Genomic DNA, 11461 nt, shown 5'->3' with positions numbered 1-11461 from the left:
TCTCGCACAAAGCTATGCTTTGTGCTGACGCGGCAGGCGGACCGTAGGTCCGCTGAGAGCGGGGGAGGTTAGGTGGGGGTCTAACGTCCCATTCCACACGAACTCCCAAGGATCCACCCATGAACCAGGCCGACGTGCTGGAGGTGCTGCGCAGCGGCATCTGGACGACCCTGCTGGTCGCGGCGCCGCCGCTGATCGTGGCGGTGGTGGTGGGCGTGTCGATCTCGCTGGTGCAGGCGTTGACCCAGGTGCAGGAGATGACGCTGACCTTCGTGCCCAAGATCGTCGCGATCCTGGTGGTGACGGTGCTGGCGCTGCCCTTCATGTACGGCACGCTCGCCACCTACGCCGACCGGCTGAGCGACCTGATCGTCGCCATCGACTGATGTTCCGGTTGCGAGCGGTCATCCCCCTTCTCGGGCTGCTCGTAAGTCCGGCCGGCGGTGCGGCGGCGCCGCCGGCCAACCCCTCGCAGATCGGCGTGTGGAGCACCGCGCTCTACGCCCCGCCGCATCCGCCGTCCCAGTCTCCGGCCAAAGCCCTGCCGCCGGAAGCGCAGTGCATCGCCTCCATCCTCGATGCGGAGAAGGCGGCCAGCATTTCCGATCACCTTCTGCTGGCGATGGGCTTTACCGAATCCGGCCGGCGGACGGAGGACCGGCTGTTCACTGCCTGGCCCTGGACCGTCAACACCGAGGGCCGCTCCCACTATTTCCCGACCCGCGACGCCGCCATCGCCTTCGTGCGCGAGACCCAGGCGCGCGGCGTGCAGTCCATCGACGTCGGCTGTCTGCAGGTGAACCTGCGCTGGCACCCCGACGCCTTCCCCGACCTCGCCACCGCCTTCGACCCGGTGGCCAACGCCCGCTATGCCGCGTCCTTCCTGTCGGCCCTGCGGCGCGACCACGGCTCGCTGGAAACCGCCATCGCCCGCTACCACTCCGCCCAGTCCGAGCGTGGCGAGGCCTATCGCCAGCGGGTGACCGGCAATCTGCGCTGGGTCGCCGGGGCGCTCGGCTATCTGGAGACGCTGGCGGCCGGCCCCGGCGGCGCCGCCCCGACCTGGACCGCGGCGGAGCGCGGCCGTCTCAGCTTCCTGTCCGGCCTGTTCGCCGACGGCCCGGCCCGGCCGCTGCTGCCGGCGCAATGACAGGCCAAGGGAGCCGTTTAAATCCCGGTTTTACCGCACCCCCCTATCCTTGCCGAAACACGCCTTCTCCAAAAAACGGTTGGGACCCCCATGACCCTCACGGATCACGTCCGCAGCCGGTTCGGCCTGCTCGGCGACATCGGGCTGGCGAACCGCGACGTGCTGTTCGCGGTCGGCATCCTGCTGGTGCTGGCGGTGCTGTTCCTGCCGGTGCCGTCCTGGTTCCTCGATCTCGGGCTGGCGCTGTCCTTCTCGGTCGCGGTGCTGGTGCTGATGGTGTCCCTGTGGATCCCGCGCCCGCTGGACTTCTCCTCCTTCCCCACCGTGCTGCTGGTGGTGACGATGCTGCGGCTGGCGCTGAACATCGCCTCGACCCGGCTGATCCTCAGCGAGGGGCATCACGGCCACGGCGCCGCCGGCCACGTCATCCAGGGCTTCAGCCAGTTCGTGATGGGCGGCAACTTCGTCATCGGCGTGGTGATCTTCTGCATCCTGGTCGTCATCAACTTCGTCGTCATCACCAAGGGCGCCACCCGCATTGCCGAGGTCGGCGCCCGCTTCACCCTCGACGCCATCCCCGGCAAGCAGATGGCGATCGACGCCGACCTCTCCGCCGGCATGATCGACGAGGTCGAGGCGCGCCGCCGCCGCAAGGAGCTGGAGGACGAAAGCACCTTCTACGGCGCCATGGACGGCGCCTCGAAATTCGTGCGCGGCGACGCGGTGGCCGGTCTGGTCATCACCGTCATCAACGTTCTCGGCGGCATGGCGATCGGCATCGTCCAGAAGGGGATGAGCTTCGACGCCGCCGCTTCCGCCTACACCACCCTGACGGTGGGTGACGGGCTGGCGACGCAGATCCCGGCGCTGGTGGTGTCGCTGGCCGCCGGCCTGCTGGTGACCAAGGGCGGCAACATCGGCTCCGCCGAAAAGGCGGTGATCGACCAGCTCGGCGCCTATCCGAAGGCGCTGCTGGTGGCGGCCGGTCTGCTGGCGGCGCTGGCGCTGACGCCGGGCCTGCCGATGGCGCCCTTCCTTGCCATCGGCGCCGCCTTCGCCGCGCTCGGCTGGTACGCCCCGCGCCGCAAGGCCCGCGCCGCGGCCCTCGCCAAGCTGGAGGAAAGCCGCAAGGCGCCCCCAGCCGCCCCCGAAGAGGCGGTGGAGGACATGCTGAAGGTCGACGAGGTGAAGGTGGAGGTCGGCAACCACCTCGTCCCGCTGATCCTCAACAAGAACGGCCCGCTGACCACCAAGGTGAAGACCCTGCGCAAGCGCTTCGCCACCGAATTCGGATTCGTCCTGCCCTCGGTGCGCATCAAGGATTCCAGCTTCCTGCCGCCCAAGAGCTACGTCATCAGCATCATGGGGGTGGAGGCGGCGAAGGGGGAGGTGCGGCCCAAGCACCTGCTCGCCATCGACCCCACCGGCGGCGCCGTCCCCGACATCGCCGGCGACGCGACGCGCGAGCCGACCTTCGGCCTGCAAGCCAAATGGATCGACCCGGCCCGCCACGAGGAGGCGGTGGCGAAGGGCTACACCGTCGTCGACCCGGAAAGCGTCATCACCACCCACCTGACCGAGGTCATCAAGGACAACCTCTCCACTCTGCTGACCTTCGCCGCCCTGCAAAAGCTGATCGACGGTCTGGGCCGCGAGTATCAGAAACTCATCAACGACATGGTGCCGAGCCAGATCTCGCTGGTCGTCCTTCAGCGCGTGCTGCAGCAGCTACTGTCGGAACGGGTATCGATCCGCAACCTGCCCGCCATCGTCGAGGCGGTGGCGGAGGCGGTCGGCTGGACCCGCCACATCACCCTCATCACCGAACATGTGCGCATGCGGCTGGGCCAGCAGATCCACCAGGGGCTCGCCGGACCGGACGGCTTCGTGTCGGTGATCGCGCTCAGCCCGCGCTGGGAACAGGCCCTGCTCGACCACATCGTGGTGGAGGGTGACGACCGCCGCTTCGTCATGCCGCCCAGCCAGGTGCAGGAGTTCCTGACCGCTGTGCGCCTGAAGATCCAGAAGCACGCCACCTCGCAAATCTGGCCGGCCCTGCTGGTGGGGGCGGAGGTGCGCCCCTTCGTCCGTTCCCTGCTGGAGAGGGTCAGCCCGATGACGCCGGTGCTGAGCCATGCCGAGCTTCACCGCAAGGCGTCGCTCAAGACCGTCGATCAGGTCTAGGCTGATGGTTGACCTCAGCCAGTTCCTGACCCTGGAGATCTACCGCGGCTTCATCGTACTGGCGCGGGTGGCAGCGGCCATCGGCCTGTTGCCGGGCTTCGGCGAGGCGGCGGTGCCGATGCGGGTGCGGGCGGCGCTGGCGATCATCGTCACGCTGGTGCTGCTGCCGGGGGTGGACGGCCTGCCCGAGCGCATGCCGGACCAGCCGGTGGAGATGCTGCGCGCGCTGGCGGGCGAAACGCTGGTCGGCGCCTATCTCGGCCTCGGCGCCCGGCTGTTCATGGCGGCCCTGCAGACCACCGGCGCCCTGACGGCCCAAGTCGTCGGCCTCAGCAACCCCTTCTCCATGGAGGCGGCGGGGTTTGAGGGCGGATCGGTGCTGTCCGGCGTGCTGCTGATCGGCGGGCTGGCCCTGCTGTTCGCGTCAGACGTTCATTACCTGATGATCGGCGCGCTGGCGCGCTCCTACGGCTCCTGGCCGGCGGGGGTGTTCCCCGATTTGGGCATGGTCGCCCAGCGCTTCGCCGAACTGCTGGCGACCACCTTCCGCCTCGGCGTCGGGCTGGCGGCGCCCTTCATCCTCTATGGGCTGGTGGTGAATGTGGCGCTCGGGCTGGTCAACCGGGTGATGCCGGCGATGCCAGTCTATTTCGTCGCCACCCCCGGCGTGCTGATGGTCGGCATGGGCCTGTTCATGGCGACCGCTGGCGCCATGCTGACCGCCTTCGTCGCCGCACTCGGCGGCTGGCTGTCGGGGTCCTGACGCATGGCGGAGCAGGACGACGAACAGAAGACAGAGGAACCGACAGAGAAACGCCTGCGCGAGGCGGCGGAGAAGGGCGACGTCCCCCGCGCCCGCGACGTCGGCCTGCTGTCCGCCATGGTCGCCGCCTGGATGATCGTGCTGATGGCGGTGCCCGGCGTCGCCTCGAACCTGTCGGCCCTGCTTCTGCCGCTGATCGAGAACCCCGACGACATCCGCATCGACGGCAGCGCCATCGACGTCATCCACAGCCTCACTTGGCTGATCGGCGGCGTTGCGGTGGCCCTGCTGCCGGTGTTGGGCATCCTGCTTGGCGGGGTGGTGGTGTCGGCGCTGGGGCAGGGGCCGTTCGTCGTGGCGTCCGACCGCATCCAGCCGAAATGGTCGCACCTGTCGCCCGCATCGGGCTGGAAGCGGATCGCCGGACGCCCGGCGCTGGTCGAATTCGCCAAGAGTCTGGTCAAGCTCGCCATCATCAGCGCTGCTGCCTGGCACGCGCTGGCGCCCTACATCGCATGGACGGAGGATACTGTGGGCATGGACGTCGCCGGATTGCCCGTGCTGCTGCGGGACGTGACCTTGCGGCTGCTGCTGGCGGTCCTGCTGGCGACCGTCCTGATGGCGGCGGTGGACGTGCTGTGGAACCGCCTGGAATGGCGCCGCCGCCTGCGCATGAGCCACCAGGAGATCAAGGACGAATACAAGCAGATCGAAGGCGACCCCAACGCCAAGGCCCGCCTGCGCGACATCCGCCGCTCGCGCTCCAAGAAGCGGATGATGGCGAACGTCCCGCGCGCCACCGTGGTCATCACCAACCCCACCCATTTCGCCGTGGCGCTGGAATACGAACGCGGCCGCACCGCCGCCCCGATCTGCCTCGCCAAGGGCGCCGACCTGATCGCGCTCCGCATCCGCGCCCTGGCCCAGGAGCACGACATCCCCATCGTCGAGAACCCCCCGCTCGCCCGCGCCCTCCACGCCTCGGCCGAGGTCGACGCCACCATCCCCCTCCAGCACTATCAGGCGGTGGCGGAGGTCATCACCTATGTGCTGAAGCTGAAGGGCGGGCTGGCGCGGCGGGGGTGAGAAATGGGCGGAATCGCTTTCTCTCCTACAGGAGAGGACAGGAAGCTTCTGGCTTTACGTCAGCGGAGGCTGCTGGGTTCCTCCAGGAAGCCGGCGTCCTCAAGCGACGGGCTTGTCATTTTGAAGCAGTTGTCGTTGCAGTGCACATAAAGCAGACTTTTGATTCTGTTCATAAAATCAATCGGCCTGAACGGCATCGAAACCAACGCGCATATTCCTGCATCCGCAGCTTTCTCCGCCATTTTCGGCGTCACTGCAGAGCTGGTGATCACGAATGGGATTATGGAGATATGCTTTATCTTCGCTTCTAGAAGTGGGTCTTTTGTCTGGCGAAATCTGACCATATCCAGAAACTGAAGCGCTTTCTCACGGATGGTATCTGCGTTTATGATGACAATATCGATCTCTTTCTCAGAAAGAAGCGAGAGAGCGTCTTCGGTGGAGAATGAGCGATAGATGTCTTTCAGTTTAAGGCCAGTAAGGGTTCTTTCCATTAGATCGCTTGACAATATATTGCAGTCAACAACCAAGGCGGATGCAGATTTAAAATTACATAGCTTGGTGCAAATGTTGCTCTCGATACCCATTATTGCAAGAACCTGGATGTAAAGTTGCCCTGCTTGACTGTGGTAATCGGTTCTTAAGATGTAATTAAAGGATGTCCGGGAGAACTCCTATCTTCCTCAGCCGAACTGGTGAGAAACCACCCATATGCGCCATCTGCGATCTCCTCCCGGTCCTGGAGCGGGGGAGGGGGCCGTCCGCGATGGCACCCTTGCCATCCCGCCGGTCGCGTGCCAGGAACGGTATCGCCAGCCCGTGACGTGAAGGGGACCCCCGATGCCGCCGCTTTCCGCAAAGCCCGCCGCCAAAGCCGCAGCCGCCAAATCGGCTGCCGGGTCGCTCGCCGGCTTCTGTCCCTGGGCGGGGGAGGACGGGGTGCGGGTCTATCTTCGCCCGGTCGGCCTGATGCCCATCGCCGCCTGGGCCAAGGGCGCCGCGGTGCCGCTGGCCGGCGGGCGCTTCGCCTTCTCCACCGCCGAACTGATCGTCCGCGATGGCCTGCACCATGGGGCCTCCCGCATCGACCGCGCCTTCGCGCCGCTGTCGGAGATCATGGCCTGGGGCTGGGAGCGCTCCCGCGCGGTGGCGGAGGCGCTGGACCGCCAGCTCGGCGCCCTGACCCGCGCCCGCGCGCCTTTCGCCGGATTGGCGACCGACCGGCCGCAGATCATGGGCATCGTCAACGTCACGCCGGACAGCTTTTCCGACGGCGGCGACTTCTTCGATCCCGCCGCCGCCATCGCCCATGGCGAGGCGATGCTGGCCGCCGGCGCCGACATCCTGGACATCGGCGGCGAATCCACCCGCCCCGGTGCTGCCGCGGTCGCGCCGGAGGAGGAGGAGCGGCGCGTCCTGCCGGTCATCCGCCATTTCGCCGCGAAGGGAGCGACCGTCTCCGTCGACACCCGCCACGCCATCGTGATGGACTCCGCTGCCGCGGCCGGTGCCCGCATCATCAACGACATCGCCGGGCTGGGCGACCCGCAGGCCCTGCCGGTGGTCGCCCGCACCGCCACTCCGGTGGTGGTGATGCACATGCAGGGCGATCCCGGCACCATGCAGGCCAACCCGACCTACCGTGACGCCGCGCTCGACGTGTTCGACTGGCTGGAGGAGCGGGTCGCCAGCTGTGTCGCGGCCGGTGTGCCGGCGGAGCGCATCGCCGTCGATCCCGGCATCGGCTTCGGCAAGTCGACGGAGCACAATATGGAAATCCTGCGCCACACCTCGCTGTACCATGCGCTGGGCTGCACGGTGCTGATCGGGCTGTCGCGCAAGGGCTTCATCGGCCGCCTGTCGCGCGACGAACCGCCGAAGGAGCGCTTGCCCGGCTCGCTCGCCGCCGGTCTGGAGACGCTGAACCAGGGCGCCCAGATCCTGCGCGTCCACGATGTGGCGGAGACGGCGCAGGCCCGCGCCGTCTGGGAGGGACTGCATCCCCGCCAGGATCCCCCGTAACCCTTTCGCGCAGCCGCCGATGGGATCTTGACCCGGCCCGGCTGCCGGGCGAAGAAACATCCTTCGCTTGCGCTTCCCGCCCCGCACCCCGACATGCGGGGCTGGAGACGGTTTCTGCACGAGGTTTTCATGACGCGACACCTGTTCGGCACCGACGGCATCCGTGGCACCGCCAACATCGACCCGATGACCGCCGAAACGGCCCTGCGCGTGGCGATGGCGACCGCGCTGCAGTTCCGCCGCGGCGACCATCGCCACCGGGTGGTGATCGGCAAGGACACCCGCCTGTCCGGCTATCTGCTGGAACCGGCGCTGACTGCCGGCTTCATCTCGATGGGGATGGACGTGGTGCTGGTCGGGCCGCTGCCGACCCCGGCGGTCGCCATGCTGACCCGCTCGCTCCGTGCCGACATGGGCGTGGTGATCTCCGCCTCGCACAACCCCTATCAGGACAACGGCATCAAGCTGTTCGGTCCCGACGGCTACAAGCTGTCGGACGAGGTCGAGGCGGCGATCGAGCGGCGCATGGCGCTGCCCTTCGGCCCCGATCTCGCCGGCCCCGCCGATCTCGGCCGCGCCAGCCGTCTGGACGACGCCACCGGCCGCTACATCGAATATGTGAAGAACACCTTCCCGCGCGGCCTGCGGCTCGATGGGCTGAAGATCGTCGTGGATTGCGCCAACGGCGCCGCCTACAAGGTCGCGCCCAAGGTGCTGTACGAGCTGGGCGCCGACGTGATCCCGGTCGGCGTCAGCCCCGACGGCACCAACATCAACAAGGGCTGCGGCGCCACCGCCACCCAGGCGCTGCAGGAGCAGGTGGTCGCCCACGGTGCCCATCTCGGCATCGCGCTGGACGGCGACGCCGACCGCCTCATCATGGTCGACGAAGCCGGCCGCCCGATCGACGGCGACCAGCTGATGAGCCTGATCGCCACCTCCTGGGCGCGGTCGCAGACCCTGCGCGGCGGCGGCGTCGTCGCCACCGTCATGTCCAACCTGGGCATGGAGCGCCATCTCGGCGGCCTTGGCCTGCATCTCGCCCGCACCCCCGTCGGCGACCGCTATGTCGTCGAGCTGATGCGCGAGCGCGGCTACAATGTCGGCGGCGAGCAGTCGGGCCATGTCGTGCTGTCCGACTATTCCACCACCGGCGATGGGCTGATCGCGGCGCTGCAGGTGCTGGCGGTGCTGATCCAGGCCGATGGCCGCGCGGCCAGCGAGGTCTGCCGCGTCTTCGATCCGGTGCCGCAGAAGCTGACCAACGTCCGCTTCTCCGCCGGGACCAAGCCGCTGGAGGATGCCGTCGTCCAGCAGGCGATCAAGGATGGCGAGGCCCGTCTGGCGTCCGGCGGCCGCATCCTGATCCGCAAGTCGGGCACCGAACCGGTCATCCGCGTGATGGCGGAGGGCGACGACGAGGCTCTGGTCCACAGCGTGGTCGCCGACATCGCCGACGCCATCCAGGCCAGCGCCGCCCGCAGCCTGGAGGCCGCGCAATGAGCGCCAGCAACACCGTCAATGGCCGCGTCCTGATCGTCGCCGGCTCCGATTCCGGCGGTGGGGCCGGCATCCAGGCCGACATCAAGGCGGTCAGCGCGCTCGGCGCCTATGCCATGACCGCCATCGCCGCGCTGACGGCGCAGAACACCACCGGCGTCTATGGCGTGGTGCCGGTCGATCCCGCCTTCGTCGCCCTGCAGATGAAGCTGGTGCTGGAGGATATCGGCGCCGACGCGGTGAAGATCGGCATGCTCGCCAACGCCCCGGTCATCGAGGCGGTGGCGGCGGAGTATGAGGAGCGCGCCGTCAACGTGCCGCTGGTCCTCGATCCGGTGATGATCGCCAAGAGCGGCCACCATCTGCTCGACCCCGACGCCGTGCTGACTTTGCGCCGGCGCCTGCTGCCGCTGGCCGAGGTGGTGACGCCCAACCTGCCGGAGGCCGAGGCGCTGACCGACCTGCCGATCCGTGATCTGGACGACATGCGCCGCGCCGCCGAACTGATGCTCAGCTTCGGCCCGAAATCGGTTCTGCTGAAGGGCGGCCATCTGGAGGACGACACCCTCTACGACCTGCTTCTGACCGAAGAGGGCGAAACGGTGTTCGAGGGTCGCCGCGTCCACACCCCCCACACCCACGGCACCGGCTGCACCCTGTCCTCGGCCATCGCCGCCGGTCTGGCCCAGGGCCTGAGCACCCGCGACGCGGTGGCCCGTGCCCGCCGCTATGTCGAAACAGCGATCCTGACCGCCCCCGGCCTGGGCCACGGCCACGGCCCGCTCAACCACCTGCACACGGTGCGGGAGTTCTCGTAAAAGGGCAGGAGCATAACTCCCTCTCCCGCCCCGGGAGAGGGCGCACGCTCACGGCACCCGCTTCTTCTCCAGCTTGCGCGCCAGCGTGCGCCGGTGCATGCCGAGCCGTCTAGCGGTCTCGGAGATGTTGAAGTTCGTCTCCACCAGCGTCTCGTGGATGCGCTCCCACTCCAGATTCTTGATCGAGGTGGTGCGGACGGCCGGCGCGATGGAGGTGTCGCCCTCGGTGCGCTCGAAGGCAGCCTCGATGTCGTCGGTGTTGGACGGCTTGGCCAGATAATGGCAGGCGCCCAGCTTGATCGCCTCCACCGCGGTGGCGATGCTGGCGAAGCCGGTCAGCACGACGATGCGGGTTTCCTCGTCCGCCTCGTGCAGCTCCTTCACGCATTCCAGGCCCGACCCGGTGGCGAGCTTCAGGTCGACCACGGCATAGTCGGGATCCAGCGTCTCCAGGATCTCCCGCATCTCCTCCAGCCCGGCGCAGGCATGGACCTCGTAGCCGCGGCGTTCGAAGGACCGGCGCAGCGCGCGGGCGAAGGACGCATCGTCCTCGACGATCAGCAGGGTGCGGTCGCCCCCCTCGAACTCGGGCATCTCCAGTTCAGTCGTCTCCATCGGAGCCTCCCGGCGACAGGGCGGACAGCGGCAGGGTCAGCGTCACGGTGGCGCCGCCGGCGGCCCGGTTCTTGGCCGAAACCGTCCCGCCCAGCTTGCGCAGCACATTCATCACCAGGAACAGGCCAAGCCCGCTGCCCGGCCGCTTCTTGGTGGAGCGGTAGGGTTTGCCCAACTCCTCCAGGATGGCGGGGTCGAATCCGGGGCCGCAATCATTGACCGCCACCACCAGATTGTCGCCCTGCCGCAGCGCCGCGACGCCGATCCAGTCGGGGGAGGCCTCCAGCGCATTGTCCAGCACGTTGAACAGCACCTGTTTCAGGGCGAGGTCGGCGATCATCCGCTCCTGCGGCCCGACGGTGTTGTCATAGTCGAAGCGGCCGGGCGAGCGGCTGGACAGCCAGTCCTCCACCAGACCGTCGAGGAACCCCTTCACCGTGGTGCGCACCGTGCCCTCGCCGCGTGCCTCGCCGGACGACATCAGGATGCCCGACACGATCGCCTTGCAGCGGTCGATCTGGTTCTGCATCTCCGCCATCTCATCCGCCAGATCGGGATCGGATTTCAGCGTCGGCATGCGGCGCCAGTCGTTGAGAATCACCGACAGGGTGGCGAGCGGCGTCCCCAGCTCATGCGCGGCGCCCGACGCCAGCAGCCCCATGCGGACGATATGCGCCTCTTCCATCGAGCGCTGGCGCAGTTCCGCCAGATAGGCGTCGCGGGCGCGCAGATTGCGGTTGATCTGGGTGAGGAAGGGGACCAGCAGGCTCGCCGCCAGCACGAAGCAGATGAACATCCCCTGGATGTGCAGGCTGAACAGTTCGCCCTCATAGGCGGGGGGCAGGGGAAGCGGCTGGTGCGTGCCGATCAGCCAGGTGAAGCCGGCGGTCGCCACCAGAACCAGCGCCCAGGCCGACCACGCCTCCAGCAGCACCGCCCCCAGCGCCACCTGCAGCAGATACAGCGAGATGAAGGGGTTGGACGCCCCGCCGCTGAGATAGAGCTGAAGCGTCAGCGCCCAGACGTCGATCAGCAGCTCCAGGAAAAGCTGGGTGTTGGAGACGGCGGAACTGCGGCGGATCTGGATCAGGCTGGCGATGTTCAGCGCCACCAGCACGAAGATCACCGCCGCCATCGGCAGCAGCGGCAGGCGGATGCTCATCTGCAGATGGACGATCAGGATCGTCACGATCTGCCCGACGACGGCGAGCCAACGCAGCTGGACGAGCAGGAACAGGTTTTTGCGGTCGGTGGTATCGCGCACGAAAGACGTCCTGTTCCTCACCCGGTTCATCAGCCCACCGATATATATAGAGAGTGAGC

The 11461-nt window shown here is 67.7% G+C and carries 11 protein-coding genes; 8 read left to right on the top strand and 3 right to left on the bottom strand.

Going from position 1 to position 11461, the window contains the following annotated elements:
* Nucleotides 1-119: 119 nt before the first annotated feature.
* From fliQ to flhB, 5 genes are all read left to right on the top strand, one after another.
* Nucleotides 120-386: a flagellar biosynthesis protein FliQ gene (gene fliQ, locus TSH20_RS04655; protein ID WP_085090915.1), complete on the top strand. Its 267-nt coding sequence runs from the start codon at nucleotides 120-122 to the stop codon at nucleotides 384-386.
* A gap of 8 nt (nucleotides 387-394) precedes the next feature.
* Nucleotides 395-1150 carry a lytic transglycosylase domain-containing protein gene (locus tag TSH20_RS04650; RefSeq protein ID WP_247874422.1) on the top strand — a complete coding sequence of 252 codons (756 nt, stop codon included), beginning with the start codon at nucleotides 395-397 and terminating at the stop codon, nucleotides 1148-1150.
* A gap of 90 nt (nucleotides 1151-1240) precedes the next feature.
* The gene (gene flhA / locus TSH20_RS04645; RefSeq protein WP_109073632.1) at nucleotides 1241-3334 is read left to right on the top strand and encodes a flagellar biosynthesis protein FlhA; all 2094 of its coding nucleotides are present in this window, start codon (nucleotides 1241-1243) and stop codon (nucleotides 3332-3334) included.
* Between the two features lie 4 nt (nucleotides 3335-3338).
* A complete protein-coding gene (locus TSH20_RS04640) occupies nucleotides 3339-4097 on the top strand; it encodes a flagellar biosynthetic protein FliR (RefSeq protein WP_109073631.1) in 759 nt (252 codons plus the stop codon).
* Nucleotides 4098-4100: 3 nt separating this feature from the next.
* Nucleotides 4101-5183 carry a flagellar biosynthesis protein FlhB gene (gene flhB / locus TSH20_RS04635; RefSeq protein ID WP_109073630.1) on the top strand — a complete coding sequence of 361 codons (1083 nt, stop codon included), beginning with the start codon at nucleotides 4101-4103 and terminating at the stop codon, nucleotides 5181-5183.
* A gap of 59 nt (nucleotides 5184-5242) precedes the next feature.
* Here the strand turns inward: flhB and TSH20_RS04630 are convergent, their stop codons facing one another.
* Nucleotides 5243-5770: a hypothetical protein gene (locus tag TSH20_RS04630; protein WP_136702129.1), complete on the bottom strand. Its 528-nt coding sequence runs from the start codon at nucleotides 5768-5770 to the stop codon at nucleotides 5243-5245.
* 253 nt (nucleotides 5771-6023) lie between these two features.
* Here TSH20_RS04630 and folP point away from each other — a divergent pair, with 253 nt between their 5' ends.
* From folP to thiD, 3 genes are all read left to right on the top strand, one after another.
* Nucleotides 6024-7205 carry a dihydropteroate synthase gene (folP, locus tag TSH20_RS04625; RefSeq protein ID WP_109073628.1) on the top strand — a complete coding sequence of 394 codons (1182 nt, stop codon included), beginning with the start codon at nucleotides 6024-6026 and terminating at the stop codon, nucleotides 7203-7205.
* 129 nt (nucleotides 7206-7334) lie between these two features.
* Nucleotides 7335-8708: a phosphoglucosamine mutase gene (glmM, locus tag TSH20_RS04620; protein WP_109073627.1), complete on the top strand. Its 1374-nt coding sequence runs from the start codon at nucleotides 7335-7337 to the stop codon at nucleotides 8706-8708.
* Nucleotides 8705-9523, top strand: a complete 819-nt coding sequence (thiD, locus tag TSH20_RS04615; RefSeq protein WP_109073626.1) for a bifunctional hydroxymethylpyrimidine kinase/phosphomethylpyrimidine kinase — start codon at nucleotides 8705-8707, stop codon at nucleotides 9521-9523. Before glmM ends, thiD begins: the two co-directional genes overlap by 4 nt.
* A 48-nt stretch (nucleotides 9524-9571) precedes the next feature.
* On the opposite strand, the gene TSH20_RS04610 is transcribed toward thiD, so the two are convergent.
* Both TSH20_RS04610 and TSH20_RS04605 read right to left on the bottom strand, forming a co-directional pair.
* The gene (locus tag TSH20_RS04610) at nucleotides 9572-10138 is read right to left on the bottom strand and encodes a response regulator transcription factor (protein ID WP_199231868.1); all 567 of its coding nucleotides are present in this window, start codon (nucleotides 10136-10138) and stop codon (nucleotides 9572-9574) included.
* Complete coding sequence (locus tag TSH20_RS04605; RefSeq protein ID WP_247871123.1) at nucleotides 10125-11402, bottom strand: ATP-binding protein; 1278 nt, start codon at nucleotides 11400-11402, stop codon at nucleotides 10125-10127. The genes TSH20_RS04610 and TSH20_RS04605 overlap by 14 nt, the downstream gene beginning before the upstream one ends.
* Nucleotides 11403-11461: the final 59 nt, after the last annotated feature.

It is taken from the genome of Azospirillum sp. TSH20 (assembly GCF_003115935.1).
Classification (GTDB): Bacteria; Pseudomonadota; Alphaproteobacteria; order Azospirillales; family Azospirillaceae; genus Azospirillum.
Note: the sequence above shows the minus strand (reverse complement) of the source record. Positions and strands in the feature narration are given on the sequence as shown.